Here is a 16,583-nt window from a genome sequence, read left to right on the forward strand (position 1 = left end):
ACATTGAGGTGTTGTTATATCCCCGTGAATTGTACTCAACCGGAGATACCAACATGTTCAGCAAACTTGCTTACTCAACCCTTGCACTGACCGTTTCTCTTGCCACCGTGATGTCCTGCCAGGCCGAAGCCACCGGCACAAACGTCGCGGCCGCCTTTGATCATCCACAGCAAATTAACGCCGGCGATCTGAATATCGGCTATGTCGACATCGGCCCCAAAGATGGCCAACCGGTCATTTTACTGCACGGCTGGCCTTACGATATTCACAGCTACGCCGAGGTCGCACCCGCTCTGGCGGCAAAAGGCTACCGGGTCATTGTGCCTTCTCTGCGCGGCTACGGCACCACGCGCTTCCTGTCAGCAAAAACGCCGCGCAACGGTCAGCCTTCAGCTATGGCGAAAGACATCGTCAACCTGATGGATGCCCTGAACATCAGGCAGGCGGTGTTCGCGGGATATGACTGGGGTGCCCGTACGGCGGATATCGTTGCGGCATTGTGGCCAGAGCGCGTGAAATCACTGGTCTCGGTGAGTGGGTATCTCATCAGCAGCCAGCAGATTGGTAAACAGCCCTTGCCGCCAAAAGCAGAGCAGCAGTGGTGGTATCAGTTTTATTTCGCCACCGCGCGTGGCGCACAAGGCTATGCCAAAAACACGCATGACTTCGCGCGCCTGATCTGGTCGCAGGCATCGCCTGACTGGAAATTTAGCGATGCTGTCTTTAACGCCAGCGCCAAATCGCTCGATAATCCGGATCACGTCGCGGTGACGCTCAGCAACTATCGCTGGCGTTTAGGGCTGGAAAAAGGGGAACGGAAATATGACAGCTATGAGCAAAAACTGGCCGCCTTGCCGAACATTACCGTCCCGACCATCACCATCGAAGGCGGAAACAACGGTGCGCCGCACCCCGCGCCGCAGGCCTATACGGGTAAATTTACCGGTAAATATGAGCACCGGACCTTCGGGGCCACCGTGGGGCACAACCCGCCTCAGGAAGATCCGCAGGATTTCGTCAAGGCCGTTGTCGACGCTGATAAACTCTGAAATGTGCTATTTTCAGTACGTTACCCTTCGGTCTGGAGATTTCGGTGGAGCATATTGACCACATCCTTGTCGTTGATGACGACAGGGATATTCGTGAACTGATTGTCGATTATCTCGAAAAGTCTGGCTATCGCGCCACGGGCGCGGCCAACGGCAAAGAGATGCGCGTCGTGCTGGATAAACAGCATATCGACCTGGTGGTGCTGGACGTGATGATGCCCGGCGATGACGGTCTTACGCTATGCCGACAGCTGCGCAGCGGCAAACATAAAGATCTGCCCGTCCTGATGCTCACCGCACGCAGTGAGGAGACGGACAGGATCCTGGGCCTGGAGATGGGCGCGGACGACTACGTGGTGAAGCCTTTTGTTGCCCGCGAGCTCCTGGCGCGCATCAAAGCCATTTTACGGCGTTTTCGCACGATGCCGCCCAATTTACAGGTAACGGAAGCAGGGCGGCTGGTGATGTTCGGTGAATGGCAGCTCGATACCGTCGCCCGCCACTTAATCGATCCGGAAGGGGTGGTTGTGGCGCTCAGCGGGGCGGAGTATCGCCTGCTGCGCGTTTTCCTTGACCATCCTCAGCGCGTGCTGACCCGGGACCAGCTGCTCAACCTGACGCAGGGGCGAGACGCCGAGCTGTTTGAACGCTCAATCGACCTGCTGGTAAGCCGGGTTCGCCAGCGCCTGAATGAAGATGCCCGCACGCCGGCCTATATCAAAACCGTCCGCAGTGAAGGCTACGTCTTTACGATGCCGGTCATCATCAAAGAGGTTAACGAATGACCCTTTGGCCACGCTCGCTGCTGGCCCGTTTGCTGATGGTCGTGCTGCCCGGTCTTCTGCTGGCTAACGCCCTGAGCCTGACGCTGGTCATGATAGAGCGAATGCACAGCGCCCGCACGGTGATGCTCGGTAATCTGGAAAACGATGTCGCAACCAGCGTCGCCATTTTAAACCGGTTGCCGGCCAGCGAACGCGCCGCCTGGCTTCCGCGACTTGAACGAGGTAACTACCGTTATATTCTGGGCACCGGTGAGCCCGGCCCCGCACCGACGGATAAGCGTTCAAAGGATGCCATCCGCACCTTAAAAGCGACGCTCGCGGCACAGTACCCGCTCAGCTTTACCGCGGTTCCCGGCGCCATTTCGCATATTCAGGCACATTTAACGCTTAGCGATGGCGCGCCGCTGACCATTGATCTGATCCCGCACATGCCGCCCGTCGCCAGCTGGCTGCCCGCTGTGCTCATCCTGCAGTTGCTGCTTCTGGCGGCCTGTTCCTGGGTAGCAGTACGACAGGTAGTAAGGCCTTTTTCACAATTTACCCGCGCGGTGGATTCACTGGATCCCGCGGCCAGCACGCCAATGACGGAGAAAGGGCCGCTTGAGGTGCAGCGGGCAGCGCACGCCTTCAATGCGATGCAGGCGCGTATTCAGTCTTACCTCCGGGAGCGCGCGCAGATCCTGGCGTCCATTTCGCACGATCTTCAGACCCCGATTACCCGCATGAAGCTGCGCGTCGAAATGGCCGGGGAACCAGAACTTCGCGACAAGCTCCTGAACGACCTGGATAGCATGACGCGTCTGGTGCGGGAGGGCATTGCATATGCCCGGTCATCAGAAACACTGGAAGAGACCTCGCTGAAGCTGGAGCTGAACGCCTGGGTCAACAGCATCGCCTGCGATTATCAGGACATCGGTAAAAACGTGCAGTTTCAGGCAAACGCTGCCCGCCTGCCGATCGTTACGCGTCCGCAGGCGCTTCGCCGGGTGATGACCAACCTGCTGGATAACGCCCTCAAATTTGGCGAGCATGCCGTGATTGCCATAGATGATTCGTCTGAAGAAGAGGTGGTTATTCATATTGTGGACGACGGGCCGGGGATCCCCGAAGCCGAGCTTGAGGCGGTATTACAGCCGTTTTATCGGGTTGAAACATCCCGCAACCGCGATACCGGCGGGACCGGGCTCGGCCTGGCTATCGCCGCGCAGCTCACCGCTCAGCTTGACGGAAAGCTGAACCTGGCAAACCGCGCCGGGGGCGGGGGCGGGCTGGAGGTCTCCATTACGCTACCGCGCCGTTAATTGTACGGCTTTGTATCTCCCGGCCGGGGTGATACAGAGCCAGACAAAACCCACGCTTTCACACATATCCTGAACACATCCGCACGATGAAATAGCCTCACTGCAGCGTCGCAGGACTTGTATTGTGAGGTCACTATGTTTCTGGTAATCGCGTTTCTGGGCGGGATGATAAGCCTGCTCAGCCCATGTACGCTCCCGGTTATTCCACTGCTTTTTGCCGGTTTTCAGGGGCAGCGTCGACATATTCTGGCCCTGCTCGCGGGGATGATCGTGATGTTCACCCTGGTCGCGATGGTCGTCACCGTTGCCAGCGAGTGGATAACGGAGGCAACCATTGTTGGGCGCTGGGTCGCGCTTTTGATCCTGGCCGCCGCCGCCCTGGCCTTAATTTTCCCAACCTTCGCCCAGCGCATGGCGGGCCCAGCGGTCAGCGCCGGGAACGTCCTTAACGCCCAAAGCGGGCAAACGCGCGGTATGGCATCGGCTTTTCTGGCCGGGCTTGCGGTCGGACTGCTCTGGTCTCCCTGCGCGGGGCCCATTCTGGGCGCTATTTTCAGCATTAATATTGCGGGACATTCAGCCATCACCACAGGCGCACTGCTGGCCGCCTATGGCAGCGGATGCGCGCTGATGCTGGGCCTGCTCGTTATCGGCGGCCGCACGCTAATGGCACCGTTAAGAGCAAAGTCGGCGCTGATGGCGAAACTGCGTCAGGGGGCGGGTGTGGCAATGTTAGCGGCCGTCATCTTAAACGCGACAGGGATGACTTCGCTGCTGAAAGGGGCAAACGGCGTCGCGGACCGTCTGGAGACCGCGCTCTTGAATATGTCGAAATCGACAACCACGCCGGTGAAGCTCCAGCCGGTAGTGATGACAGAGCCCAGCAGCCAACTGCCTTCGCTAAGCGGTGGAACAGGGTGGATAAACGGTGACCCTGTCACGTCCGAATCACTGCGCGGCAAGGTAGTTCTGATTGATTTCTGGACGTGGGATTGTATCAACTGCCAGCATACGCTCCCCCACGTGCGAGACTGGGCCACAAAGTATCAGCCGCAGGGTCTGGTGGTGATAGGGGTTCACACCCCGGAATATCCCTGGGAAAAACCGCTTTCGTCGGTAAAAAATGCGGTCACCAAATGGCAGTTGCCGTATCGGGTTGTGACAGACAACAACTATGAAATCTGGAATGCTTTCGGCAACCAGTACTGGCCAGCGCATTACTATTTTGATGCCAAAGGGCAACTACGCTACACCGCCTTTGGCGAAGGCGATTATGAGCAGCAGGAAAAGGTTATCCAGCAGCTGCTCAAAGAGGCCCGCTCATAACCCGTCAGGGCTGACGTTGTGCCACGATAAACAGCCGTGGAAAAGCGAGCAGTATCTGTCCGTTTTCCTGGAGCGGATACTGCTCTTCCAGCAGTTCATGGTAGCGTTTCAGGAACCGTTTCTGCTCGCTCTCATTCAATTCCTGGAGCCACGGGCGTAAACCGGTGGCGCTTACCCAGTCAATAATGGCCTGGTGCGAGTTCATTTTATGGAAATAGGTTGTCCGCCAGATATCCACATCACAACCGGCCTCCGACAAGATGTCGTAATAGGCATGTACGCCCGGCAGTGGTTCGCGGCCGCGGTCAGGATAGTCTTGCTCCAGCGCCACCTCACGCATCGCCACATGAGTGGGTTCAAGCCAGTTGTCAGGCATCTGGATCGCCAGTACGCCATTAAGCGAGAGCAGAGAAACAAGGTGAGGCAGGAGATCGTAATGGTCAGGGACCCATTGCAGCGATGCGTTAGCGTAAATCAGGCTCAGCGGCTGGCCAGGCTTGTACTGGCGGATATCTGCCTCAACAAAGTGGCAGTCAGGTAAGGCGGTGCGTGCTTCCTCGAGCATAGCGGGGGAGTTATCGACCCCGGTGATGCGTGCCGAAGGCCAGCGATGCCTCAACAGCGCGGTACTGTTTCCTGGCCCGCAGCCTAAATCAGCGATGGTGGCGACCTCATCCAGCGGGATTCTGGCGAGCAGTTCAGCGGCAGGTCGCGTTCTTTCGGCGCCGTATTGCAGGTAAAGAGAAGGGTTCCAGTCGGCCATCTTCGGTTCTCCGTTTTGCATGCTTCTGCAAGAATAGCACAGGCAGACACCTGCACGACGGCAGGTGTCCGGAGAGCGGCAGGCTAGAGAATGCCTTTCAGCGCAACATGATAAAGCAGCATGATGGTTTTCCCGTCGACAATCTTGCCGGTTTCAATGCCGCGTAATGCCTCTTCAAGCGTCATTTCCAGCACGTCGATATCTTCTCCCTCAGCCTTGATCCCGCCGCCTGCGCCGGTTCTGTCTTTAGGTTGGTACTCGGCAAGATAAAAGTAGAGTTTTTCCGTGACGGAGCCCGGGCTCATATAGGCTTCAAAGATTTTCTGCACGCGTGAAACGTGAAACCCGGTCTCTTCTTCCGCTTCTGCTTTTATGCGGCTTTCGGGATCCATATTGTCCAGCAGCCCCGCAGCGGCTTCGATCAAATCGTCCTCATGGCCGTTGATAAAGACGGGGAAACGGAACTGGCGGGTCAGGATCACCGTTTTTTTATCACGGTTGTAGAGCAGGATCGTCGCGCCGTTCCCACGGTCGTAGACTTCCCGATGCTGACGCTGCCATTCGCTGTCGCGTCGTTGCAGGTCGAAGGTGTATTTTTTCAGGACGTACCAGTTATCTGACAGTGTTTCACTGTCAATGATGCGCACATCTGCACGTTTTGATTGCACGTTTGTTCCTCCTTACGTAGAGTAATCATCATAAACAGCATTATCGTGCACTTTCAAGATAAAACATGCAACATCAGGAATTCATGATGCTCACCAGTCAGCGAAAACAATTGATCCTCGAAAAGCTCGACGCCGAAGGTCAGGTCCAGTCTAAAGCGCTTAGCATTCTCTTTGACGTCTCAGAAGACACCATCCGACGTGATTTACGTGAGCTGGCGGCAGAAGGGCGTTTGCAGCGCGTTCACGGCGGCGCGCTGCCGTCATCTTCCGCTATTGCACCGTTCGCTGAACGTCAATCCGTGAAGATGGATGCGAAAAAAAGGGTCGCCCGCAAAGGCGCGCAGCTGATCTCTTCAGGCCAGGTAGTGATAGTCGATGGCGGCACGACCACCTCGGAGCTGATTACGTTTTTACCGGCTGACCTGCGTATCACGGTGGTTACGCACAGCCCGAGTATTGCCCTGGGGCTTGTCGAGCATCCTTCCATCGAGGTGATACTGATTGGCGGTCGCTTGTATAAACACTCGATTGTCGCGGTCGGCGCAGCGGCCATTGAAGGTATCGAAAATATTCATGCGGACCTGTTCTTTATGGGCGTGACCGGTATCCATCCTGAGGCAGGGCTGACCACCGGCGATTTCGAAGAGGCATGCATCAAACGTGCATTTTCCGGCAGAGCCGCCGAGACGGTTGTCCTGGCGTCTCCGGAAAAAATAAACACTGCGTCATCGTTCGTGATTGGCGATGTGTCTTCGGTGAACACAATTGTTGTTGAAGACAATACCGATAAGGGCTGGATCCGCGCGGTATCGGAAAAGGGCGTATCCGTCCTGTTGACCTCCGATCGCGATTGAAGAAGCGTTAAGCTACACGCTCTCCGGCGCATGGCACACCGCCTCGATATTATGACCATCAGGCGAGATAACAAAAGCGGCATAGTAATTTTCACCGTATGACCGCAATCCCGGCGCGCCGTTATCAAGTCCGCCTGCGCTAAGCGCGGCATGGTAAAACGCATCGACCTGCTGGCGCGTGTTGGCCACAAAAGCCAGATGCAGCGGTGCTGGTTTTTCATTTGTCTGAAAAAGGCAGAGCGAAACGTCGCCTGAACTCATTTCAACACCGTAGTCTGGCGTGCCTTCATCGATGAGTTCCACGCCAAGTGGCTGAAGTGCCTGGAGGAAGAAGGTTTTACTTTTTTCACAATCACTGACGCCGAATTTCACATGATCGAACATTGTTCCTTCCTTATAAAAGAGAGAAATAAAGAGTATAGAAGGAAAGGGACATCGAACATGCTAAAGGACGCGTCGATGTGACGGACATCAATTTATGCAGTCTTTTCCCGTGCCGAAACGGACAAATGGCATATTTAAAATATCAGGGTTTGAACTGGCGAAATAAACCCCGCCTGTTCTGTTGTCCCGGGGTTTGTATTTGTTCAACATTTCCAGTTCAATACCGGTGCTCATAAATGTCTTTCCGGTTTTATCAAACAGGAAGAAACATATTTTATTATCTTTACCCGGCTCAATACTTTTACCCGACGCATTATCCAGTGTCACCTTATAGCTGACCATGTATTTCGCTTCGCCCGTTGCACTGTTCCATTGGCTTCCCTGAGACTCTTTTTGAGCGAAAATGGTGATCCCGGTAAACTTGTCGCCATGGCTCTCTTTCTCAACGGCCTGAGCCGCCCCGGCTGCGGACAACGCTAACGCAATGCAAATCCCTTTAGTCATGATATTTCGCATTTTATCTTCCTCTTCATTTTTTACACTGATCCACTATAGACAGAATAGACTTATGCAACCCAGGATCGTGAGGGGCATAATAAAATTCAACGGAGGTTTGTTTTCCGCTGAACTTACTGACTTCGACCCAGGCAACATCGGTATAATCGCTATCCTGGAGATTATACCTTTCGCTACCATCAGGGAGGGTATCATCAAATTCCAGCGATAAATGTTCCCTGGAGGATGCGTATATGAGGCAATCTGCAACCTGGCTTTTAGGATGATTGATATAGAAGGATGCCACTTCCGGATGAGTTCCAATTTTACCCAGATCCACGCAACCGATTAAACACAGAGCGGGGAAGAGTATAAGAAGTTTATTCATAAAGCGGCGCCTCAATGCTTATTGTCAATCAATTAGGCCAGTTTATCATCGTGCGCTATAACGCACAACCGCTACATGGCAACCCGTTTCCGTCCAACCAATATCCAGCGCAGGTAGTCGTAAAGCCAGTTAAACAGCATCGTGTATGGCAGGAAAAACAGTACCAGACCAATCTCAACAAAAAATGCCTCAGTCATTGTTAAATCCAGCATAACCATCGCGACAGGGATTAAGGTGATGATAAGTCCCGTTTCAAAACCAACCGCATGGATTGCACGAACGAGGAAGGTTCGCTGAAAGCGGTGTTTCTTCTGCAGCGAGTCAAAGAGTTTATTAAAAACAAAATTCCAGGCCGTCGCGGTAAGTGCAGATATCACGGACAGCGAACCCGACTGGAGTACCGACACGTTCATCAGCCAGGCAAGTGACAGCGCGATGATAACGTTGGCCGTCACTTCAAAAATGACAGCATGGAAAATTCTCTCTTTAAAACTTTTATCTAATTCAATTTCCATATATTCGGGCAGCGTTTTTCAAAAGCTGAAGTATATCAGACATCTTTCAACCCTTTCTAAACGTGCAGGTCGGGTTATGTTAAATACAACCCAGGCCGGCTAATGTAGAATGCACGGCCTCTGTAAGGGGGGTCTGCGGTTCATGGCCTAAAAAGGCAAGCAGTTTTGAATTGTCCATCTCTATGGTCTGCTGCCAAAGATAGCGCATCTCCTGCATTTCACGCAGGGTGGTGTTAAAAGGACTCATCGCGAAGACAAGCCACCAGGGAAACGATTTCACCTTCGCTTTAATACCGGCACGCTCCGCGACGTGTTTTATGGCTGCGGTCATCGCTGTCCCATCAGGGTCCCAGTGCCCACGCATGTGGAAACTGGCAAACGATTCGAGTTCCTCCCGACGCGCCAGCAGGGCTACGAGCGTTTCGGCGACATCCGGCAGGTATGCCCACTGATGGCCTGTTCCGGCTTTTCCGGGATTTTTAACGATCAGCGGTGGGTGCCCCGGTTTAATCAATCCCTGTGAAAACCAGTTGTTACCTGCGCGGGGACCAAAAAAGTCACCCGCCCGCAAAATCAGCACCTTGCCGCCACGCTGTGCATAGGCTTCGAGTGCCTGCTCCATTTGCACTCGTATGGCGCCTTTCCGGGTAACAGGATTCTGGAGATAATCTTCGTGTAAGAGGGGAAACGCATCCGGGCCGTAGTTATAAATTGCGCCCGGCAGAACAATTAAAGCACCGTTTCGCTCCGCTGCGTTGATCGTGTTATGCAGCATGGGCAAGACGAGCTGTTCCCAGTTCCGATAACCCGGTGGGTTAACGGCATGGACAATCACGCTACATTCTGACGCCGCAGCCTCAACCTGTTCAGCTTTCTGCGCATCACCACTTACCCATGTAATGCTTTTGTTGTGCTCGTCATTTTGCGGAGCGCTGCGGCGCAATGCACGAACATCCCATTCGTCCCGGATCAATTTACGGGCAATTTCGCCGCCAATCCCACCCGTTGCACCCAGAATCAGTACCTTATTTGTGTTTTTCATCGTCTTAGCCTTGTTGGATATCTGCTTGACATCTTAATGAGCGCACGGGCTAAATGTAATTGCATAATATAAACCAGCAGGTATGCATTTTTGTATGAAGCTAAATATCCCTTGGGAATGGTATCGCACCTTCCTGGCCGTGATGAAAGAAGGGTCCTTGTCAGGTGCCGCACGCGTGCTCGCCATCACCCAGCCAACCGCCGGGCGCCATATTGCGGCACTGGAATCAGCCCTTGGTCTTGTTTTATTTACCCGTTCGCAGACAGGACTACAGGCTACGGATGCCGCCATTGAGCTGAAAGGCCATGCGCAAGCGATGGAAAACACCGCCATGATGATTGAGCGCTCTGCGGCCAGTTTCAGTTCCGGCGCAACCGGATTACGCGGAGTGGTGCGCGTCGCTGCCAGCGAAATCATCGGCACGGAGGTCCTACCTTCGGCGATTGCCCGAATAAAGGATGCATACCCAAACATAACCGTTGAGCTGGTTCTGTCTAATCGCGTTCAGGATTTACTGAACCGGGAAGCGGATATTGCCGTCCGCATGACCACACCGGTGCAGGATCAACTAATTGCGCGTCGGATGGGGAAGATTGAAATTGGTCTGCATGCCGCGCCAGCTTATCTGTCGCGACATGGTGCACCGGAAAGTATTGAAGAGTTATTCACCCATACGCTTGTGGGTTTCGATACTGTGACGCCCTTTATTTTACAGGCACTTAAACAATACCCTCAGCTTAACCGCGATCTGTTTACCGTGCGAACTGACAGTGATGTTGCACAATTAAACCTCATACGCGCAGGGGCCGGTATTGGTATGTGTCAGGTACAACTGGCCGATTTTTCTCCGCCGTTGCAAAGGATAATGCCTGATTTCTTTGCATTTCATCTCGACACCTGGCTGGTGATGCATGAGGACTTACGACATAGCCTGGCCTGTAAAACGGTATTTGATTTTCTTGCTGAGGGTTTACAGGGTTATATCAACAGAGGGCTGCGGTGAGATCTCGTCAGGAGTTAAATACGAACCATAGGGAGAGATTGGTGAGCAAAAGATGCCACAATAAGCGTACACAAACGCTAGTGCGCATAATGTATATTATGTTAAATCACCTACTGTGGTAAATAAGTTCATAAGACACTCCCACTAACCGATAAATCAATACGTTAGGATTTCTGATCTCCCTCTCGTTTCTTGCATTAGGTACAGAGTACATTCTCTTCATATCCATGATAATTTTGAGGTAAATATTGTGTATTCACTAAAGCAGTTGGTTATCTCAGGCCGTAAAAGGCGATGGATCCTGATGGACTTGGAAACCTCTCTGCCGTTGCTGTATCCCCTTAGGTACCATATTGACCATTTGGCTTTCCGCTCATTGTCCACACAGTCAGCTTCACTTCAATCTGTGAAGTTTTTTTACGAATTCTGGAGGCAAAAGTATGGTGTCTCGTTTTGCTACAGCTTCTATTCATCTGACCACAATCCAGACATTGCTGTCGGTGAAATGCCCGCATTTTGGATGTATCTAGAAAATGGCCACAACGTCCAATCAAATGTGTTGTCTTTAACGAGAGTTACAAAAGCCAATAGCTTAACTCATACAGTCAGAGTTCGTGCTGTGATCCATTTCATTTCTTTTTTGATTAACACCTACATATCACCTGCATACCGGGATGACTCTCCCAAAGCATTATCACTTTTGGCTTCGCGTTTACACACCCGTTTACAGCTTTGCCGGGAGAATTATCGAACGCTTACATCAAACAAATTTTCGCAACATAGTCACAGCAGCCAAGGATTTCAGAGTTTGTCTGGGGCAATGGTGCTCAGCCTGTATGGAATAATAACCCCCTCTTCTGCCCAAAAGCATAACCCGCTAAATCCTTTCCCTTCCGGGCATCTTCAGTTCCGCAATTTTTTGATTATTCGTCTGTTGTTAAATTATGGTTTACGAACAGGTGAGATATTGTTGTTAGAGTGCAGCTCAATTAAACCTAATTTAAAAGGTGATAAGTTTAGTTTGATTGTGACAACTGTCGACGAGGCATACGAACCAAGAAAGAATGCGCCATCTCTCAAAAATGCATGGGCTAATCGTGTGTTGGAGCTCGATAAGCAGGATTATATTTTTTTAAGCATTTATATAGCAAAGCTTCGACCAAAAACTGATAAACACGATTTCATCTTTACATCGAGTCAACAGTCAGCGAAGCCTTTGTCCTACACATCAGTTCATTCTATTTTTTCGAAAGTCGATAAGGTCTTCACTAACCAATACCCAGAGTACAAATCACCATTGTACTCTGACTCGTTGCAACGATTGACTCCGCATACAACCCGACATACTTGGGCCTTTTTGACATTGCAAAAAATATGGCATTCAAAATATTTGAAAAGCCAGCAAAATAAAACACACTTTGTTGCTGGAGTCCCTTCCCTCTCAGGGATAATGGAAGAAGCCAAAGATGAACTACGACTGATGGGTGGATGGAGTCCGACAAGTCAAATGCCTGATCTATATGCAAAACGTTTCCTGTCTGAGCAGGCTAATACTGCCAATGTCCAACGAATTATTCAAGACAATGCAGCGCTACATAATACGTTAGATACTATAATGGATAGATATACCGATGACATCATTTGATAATGCATTAAAATCTGACGAAGGGAACTCAGTTTACCCTCCTGATTTAGCTCAGGCTATCTTTGAACTCGATATTCCTGATCGAATTTATCTAAAAACGGCAATGGAGTTTGATGATAAATATATTATTAACAAAGAAAACAAATGGGCTTTCGATTATTCAGGTAGTCGGCGATATCTTGTTTTCAATCAAGATCACATCTCAAATAAATTAAACAAGTATATCTGTTTCAAATATGCATCGACGAGATTTCCAACCAAACTTCCAGCGTTGCATCTTGATTGGAGGAATATCATTTCATATTGTCGAGAACATGGTGGGTTTTCGCTTAGTACGCTCCGATTATTTATCGAAAAAGAGGATATTGATAATACTACTTTTTATTCCGTGTTATTCGGCTTAAAAATACTTTGTGCTGAAACATTCCCAGGTTTCAATCTTGAAGATTATGATGATCTTGAGTTCGTCCCTCGACCCTATCTCGAACATTGGGGGGTTTACCAAGAAATCGATAATATTCTTGACCCTCTTGAAAAAAACATGATTTGCAATGGACTGTTTGAAATGGCTTCGTTGTTACGCGATGGCAAAAGTTTCAGTCAGAGCGAAGTGCGAAATGCAGCTATCCTTGGGTTGGCTTATGTAACGGGTGCACGCCCAGCACAACTCGCTAGGCTGGCGGTCAAAGATGTTCGTATCGATACACGAAATCAGGAATCTGGTCTGACTCGATACAGTGTTTTTTTACCATATGCTAAACAAAGACAAGTGACGACAGAGCGGTTATTTCTGGCGATCCCCCCAGAAATTGGGGAGTTAATTATGAACTATACCGTGAGATACAAGAAAAACCCCGAAGATAAACTATTCGATTTCAGCGTTTCAGCTCCGCGTTATGTGTCTCAGGCAATTAATCAGGCAATCCTAAATTTCTGTCCTCCTGAATATCAAGCCGCCGTAGCATGTGGCGAAGCTGCATTGCCCACAATTACACCTACTGATTTACGCCACAATGTTGGGCACTCTTTGGCGATGCAAGGTGCTAGTGCTGAAGAGATAGCACATGTACTGGGGCACACCTCTCTTGCCGTAGCTAAATACTACATTTTGGCAACTCCCGCCTTGGCCTTGATCCGTGCTAAAGCGCTTGGGTCGAATCCCGTTTGGCAAAATATGGTGGCTATGATGCTCACTGGTGAACTGGTCGACTCAGCACATTGGAAAGGCCATCCAGTGGTGGGACTTGTTGGTGACGAGTTGCATGATAAAATTGGTGGTTGTTCCAGGAACAGTAGTAAATGCCCTTTCAGCGAAGTGCGTTCTTGTTACGGCTGTCTGTATTATCGCCCTTTTACGGATGGTGAACATCAGGCTCTACTTGAATGCGTCAAAAAAGAAGTCGATGAACTAATCGCTATTTCAGACGGTGTAGGTAATTCCCGAAATCCGCTCATTTTAATCCATGAAACCACACAGTTTGAAATTGAGTCTGTTATCGCCCGCTGCCGTTTTCATCAGGAACAGGTGAAGTCCAATGAAAAATCACTTTGAGCATTTTCAGGCTTTTATTGAAGACCAAAAAAAATGGTTCGAACAGCACCTGTCTGCTGATTTTGCCCAAACATGGAATGATCATATCTGGGTAAGTGGTAACCAGGGAAGTGGATGGTTGCGAGGGAACGGCAGAAATACATTACGTTTTGATGAGATGAACAGATTCAAAGGTATTGTAGAACATCTGCCCATCGACAAAGAATATAGTCAGTTCATGAAAGCTATGCTGGTAGTGGTTTACCGACAGGGAAATAGGAATATGTCGCCAGCGGTGGCAAAGGCAACTTTAATGATTCTGAAACGATGGTACCATGCGATGCTTTATGAGACAGGACAGACCCATCCATCTTACCTGAGCACAGTTGTCATTCAAAGAGCGATGGATCTTCTCAGTAGCGTTTCATCTCCTGGTGACCCCAATACAGCTAACTATAAAGGGCGGTGCGTTAGCCTTCAAAAATTGGTCAATCACTTCACATTTACGTTGGTTAAACTGCAATACAACTCTGATGTGAAGTATACCAACAAAACCAACCTGACCCGCAAAGCCCGGGAAACCATGGCGCTGAAACAGCAGGCCAAGCTGTCTGATACCACTACCGATGGTGAAGATGCGTTGATTACCATTCGCGGATTTCTGAACATAGTTGCATTAATCCAGCGGGTGGAAAGTGATGCTGAGAAAATCGCGTTAAATTGCCTGTTGTTATTGATTATTACCGGTTTTCGCTCCATTGAAGCGTTTAATCTCAGACAGGATGCCCTGTTTAAACGCCAGATTGATGATCCGGCAATCTGTAAACGATTTCAGGACAAGGGATTACCCGATTATTTTCTTGGTATCCGTTATGTTGGTGTCAAAGGTGCTGGGGAGCGAACGCATTGGGTAGAACCGCTGGCAGTACCGCTGGTCGAGAGTATATTCAGTACCGTTAAAATGTTGACCGCACCAATACGCAGCCATCTTACCTATCTACGGGCAAAATCTTTTGATGATTACCTGCCACAGGCCATCAGCAACATGCCCGGTGAACGAGTCGAACTGGATGATGTGGTGAAGTACATCACCCAAACTACCTCAAATTTTCGGGGCCGGGCAGGACAACGGGACAAAACATCCAAAGCCCTTAGCAAAAGAGGTGTGCTGCCCGTTCAAGAAATACCAGGCCCGAAAAACAGCAAATCTATCTATTATTCCAAGACTGATCTCAATCATTACATTAAGACCGAATTTGGCCTGACGAATGCCAACGAACCCTGTACACACGCCTGGATGGAAAATGGCAAACGCTACCAAGTTAACTACGAGGACCTGCTATTTCTACACGAGAAGGGTTCGCTGGCATTAAAGCGCACACTGGCTTTGCTGGCTACACCGATACCCTTCACTAACACACTTATGAATAAATTCTTAGGCAACGTTGAGCCTGATGGATCAGTATTCAGCAAATATCAATTACTGGAGGAGGATGGCACCTCGACGCGGATGCGTACCCACATTCCCCGGCACAACATCAATACCTTTCTTGCTATTGCGGATATCTCGGACCACTTACAGGCAATGTTGATGGGTCGAGTGGACATCACGCAGAATCAGCATTATCAACATCTGGCGCTTGCAGAACGGCGAAAAGCCGCCTCGTTGGTGCCCTTGCAGCCATTATCGACAGCACTAACTGTCGCGCCCTCTTCGTCCTCCATTGCTACGCCACTGGAAATCGTCAAACGGACCGGCCAACTGGCGGTCACGGAACACATGACTTTGGACAATACCATCAAAGCCAACCTGCATACTTTTGACGATCGGGATGATGTAGCCAGGTTTGTCGAGGCGTCATTTGCTAACGGCCTCTTTGAAGATGTTGCTGCCGCCTTTGAAGAAATCCGCGACGCAGAAGGACCAGAGCAAGCCTCTGCCATGGTGGCAAGACATGCCGTGCTGTATCCGCTGAAATTTGGCTCCTGTATGCGGGAAGTTAACCTCTGGGGATGTCCTTATCGACTGAAATGCCAGAGTGCTGCCTTTTGTGAACATTTCACGCTGACAGGCCGGATAGATGAGCTACCAAATCTGATTGCCAAAAAACAGGCTTTACAGCAAGCACATTCGAAGTTGACCCAACTTACTCAACATCAGCCTGATTACCAGACCAGACTGGCCGACATCGAACGACGGTTACAGCATCTCGAGGCAATACAAGCACAATGGCATCGTCGTGCCAAGACTCAACAACTGGTTGCTGCGGAGAGTGTGTTGTCTGGTGGAGTAATCACCGAGGGCAAAGTCCGTACACTGGCCCAGCTTTTTGCACTTGAATACCAACAATTGATGCAGGAGAACGACTGATGCGCGGCAAGGAACTGAACACACTGATTGAGCACGAATTACAACTGATGCTGGTTGAGGGCTTTGACAAGTCCCCTATTTCCGCCAAGGCCCTGCATATTAGGCTCAAGGCAAAAGGTATCGTTAACGGTGGTTTAAGTACGCTGAGCAGCCTAGAGCGTAAACGCCTAATTGCTGCCTATGTTGATCAGCAACTTGGCCCATTGAATCTACGCCCAAAAGAAAAACAGCAATACGTCAACCGCAAAACCCGTCAGGCTTTGCTGGCCAGAAACCAGCAGTTGCAGGCTGAAGTAAGTGAATTGCGAGACCAATTAGCGCAAAATACCCTTTCGTTGATAGAGATTGTCAAAGCGGTAAAAATCAATTCGGTTATACCGGTGGAAAGCCTGTTGGCCAACCATATGATTCGGGAACTACATAAGTAGTCATATTTCTGTCATGGAAGATTAAGCCGACAGCT

The 16,583-nt window shown here is 50.5% G+C and carries 17 protein-coding genes; 10 read left to right on the plus strand and 7 right to left on the minus strand.

All coding sequences use genetic code 11. From position 1 onward, the window contains the following. Positions 1 to 53: 53 nt before the first annotated feature. The 4 genes from PYW49_RS02970 to PYW49_RS02985 all read left to right on the plus strand — a co-directional run bounded on the left by PYW49_RS02970 (position 54) and on the right by PYW49_RS02985 (position 4,461). Positions 54 to 1,049, plus strand: a complete 996-nt coding sequence (locus PYW49_RS02970) for an alpha/beta fold hydrolase (RefSeq protein WP_320385612.1) — start codon at positions 54 to 56, stop codon at positions 1,047 to 1,049. Positions 1,050 to 1,093: 44 nt separating this feature from the next. After that, complete coding sequence (locus PYW49_RS02975) at positions 1,094 to 1,834, plus strand: response regulator (protein ID WP_320385613.1); 741 nt, start codon at positions 1,094 to 1,096, stop codon at positions 1,832 to 1,834. Further along, positions 1,831 to 3,135 (plus strand): ATP-binding protein, encoded by a 1,305-nt coding sequence (locus PYW49_RS02980; RefSeq protein ID WP_320385614.1) that lies wholly within the window; start codon positions 1,831 to 1,833, stop codon positions 3,133 to 3,135. The genes PYW49_RS02975 and PYW49_RS02980 overlap by 4 nt, the downstream gene beginning before the upstream one ends. 135 nt (positions 3,136 to 3,270) lie before the next feature. Then, the gene (locus PYW49_RS02985; protein ID WP_320385615.1) at positions 3,271 to 4,461 is read left to right on the plus strand and encodes a cytochrome c biogenesis protein/redoxin; all 1,191 of its coding nucleotides are present in this window, start codon (positions 3,271 to 3,273) and stop codon (positions 4,459 to 4,461) included. A 4-nt stretch (positions 4,462 to 4,465) separates the two neighbouring features. On the opposite strand, the gene tam is transcribed toward PYW49_RS02985, so the two are convergent. Both tam and PYW49_RS02995 read right to left on the minus strand, forming a co-directional pair. Continuing rightward, positions 4,466 to 5,224 carry a trans-aconitate 2-methyltransferase gene (gene tam / locus PYW49_RS02990; RefSeq protein ID WP_320385616.1) on the minus strand — a complete coding sequence of 253 codons (759 nt, stop codon included), beginning with the start codon at positions 5,222 to 5,224 and terminating at the stop codon, positions 4,466 to 4,468. An 83-nt stretch (positions 5,225 to 5,307) separates the two neighbouring features. Further along, the gene (locus PYW49_RS02995; RefSeq protein WP_320385617.1) at positions 5,308 to 5,892 is read right to left on the minus strand and encodes an NUDIX domain-containing protein; all 585 of its coding nucleotides are present in this window, start codon (positions 5,890 to 5,892) and stop codon (positions 5,308 to 5,310) included. 86 nt (positions 5,893 to 5,978) lie between these two features. Here PYW49_RS02995 and PYW49_RS03000 point away from each other — a divergent pair, with 86 nt between their 5' ends. Then, positions 5,979 to 6,746 carry a DeoR/GlpR family DNA-binding transcription regulator gene (locus tag PYW49_RS03000; RefSeq protein ID WP_320385840.1) on the plus strand — a complete coding sequence of 256 codons (768 nt, stop codon included), beginning with the start codon at positions 5,979 to 5,981 and terminating at the stop codon, positions 6,744 to 6,746. Positions 6,747 to 6,758: 12 nt separating this feature from the next. Here the strand turns inward: PYW49_RS03000 and PYW49_RS03005 are convergent, their stop codons facing one another. From PYW49_RS03005 to PYW49_RS03025, 5 genes are all read right to left on the minus strand, one after another. Then, complete coding sequence (locus PYW49_RS03005) at positions 6,759 to 7,130, minus strand: VOC family protein (protein WP_320385618.1); 372 nt, start codon at positions 7,128 to 7,130, stop codon at positions 6,759 to 6,761. A gap of 87 nt (positions 7,131 to 7,217) precedes the next feature. Next, the gene (locus PYW49_RS03010) at positions 7,218 to 7,646 is read right to left on the minus strand and encodes a DUF4354 family protein (RefSeq protein ID WP_320385619.1); all 429 of its coding nucleotides are present in this window, start codon (positions 7,644 to 7,646) and stop codon (positions 7,218 to 7,220) included. A 13-nt stretch (positions 7,647 to 7,659) separates the two neighbouring features. After that, complete coding sequence (locus tag PYW49_RS03015) at positions 7,660 to 8,013, minus strand: hypothetical protein (RefSeq protein WP_134350311.1); 354 nt, start codon at positions 8,011 to 8,013, stop codon at positions 7,660 to 7,662. 71 nt (positions 8,014 to 8,084) lie between these two features. Further along, complete coding sequence (locus tag PYW49_RS03020) at positions 8,085 to 8,528, minus strand: PACE efflux transporter (protein WP_134350312.1); 444 nt, start codon at positions 8,526 to 8,528, stop codon at positions 8,085 to 8,087. Between the two features lie 79 nt (positions 8,529 to 8,607). After that, positions 8,608 to 9,570, minus strand: coding sequence for an NAD-dependent epimerase/dehydratase family protein (locus PYW49_RS03025; RefSeq protein ID WP_320385620.1), 963 nt, complete (start codon positions 9,568 to 9,570; stop codon positions 8,608 to 8,610). 94 nt (positions 9,571 to 9,664) lie between these two features. On the opposite strand from PYW49_RS03025, the gene PYW49_RS03030 reads away from it, so the two are divergent. The 5 genes from PYW49_RS03030 (at position 9,665) to PYW49_RS03050 (ending at position 16,548) form a co-directional block, all read left to right on the plus strand. After that, positions 9,665 to 10,573 (plus strand): LysR family transcriptional regulator, encoded by a 909-nt coding sequence (locus PYW49_RS03030; protein WP_320385621.1) that lies wholly within the window; start codon positions 9,665 to 9,667, stop codon positions 10,571 to 10,573. A gap of 304 nt (positions 10,574 to 10,877) precedes the next feature. Continuing rightward, entirely contained in the window at positions 10,878 to 12,218 is a 1,341-nt protein-coding gene (locus PYW49_RS03035; protein WP_320385622.1) for a site-specific integrase, read from the plus strand. Then, a complete protein-coding gene (locus PYW49_RS03040) occupies positions 12,205 to 13,770 on the plus strand; it encodes a site-specific integrase (RefSeq protein ID WP_320385623.1) in 1,566 nt (521 codons plus the stop codon). Before PYW49_RS03035 ends, PYW49_RS03040 begins: the two co-directional genes overlap by 14 nt. Then, positions 13,754 to 16,120, plus strand: coding sequence for a hypothetical protein (locus PYW49_RS03045; RefSeq protein WP_320385624.1), 2,367 nt, complete (start codon positions 13,754 to 13,756; stop codon positions 16,118 to 16,120). Before PYW49_RS03040 ends, PYW49_RS03045 begins: the two co-directional genes overlap by 17 nt. Then, on the plus strand, positions 16,120 to 16,548 hold the full coding sequence (locus PYW49_RS03050; RefSeq protein ID WP_087053280.1) for a hypothetical protein: 429 nt from the start codon (positions 16,120 to 16,122) through the stop codon (positions 16,546 to 16,548). Before PYW49_RS03045 ends, PYW49_RS03050 begins: the two co-directional genes overlap by 1 nt. Positions 16,549 to 16,583 lie beyond the last annotated feature (35 nt).

Source organism: Enterobacter chinensis, assembly GCF_034008295.1.
Taxonomy (GTDB): Bacteria; Pseudomonadota; Gammaproteobacteria; order Enterobacterales; family Enterobacteriaceae; genus Enterobacter; species Enterobacter chinensis.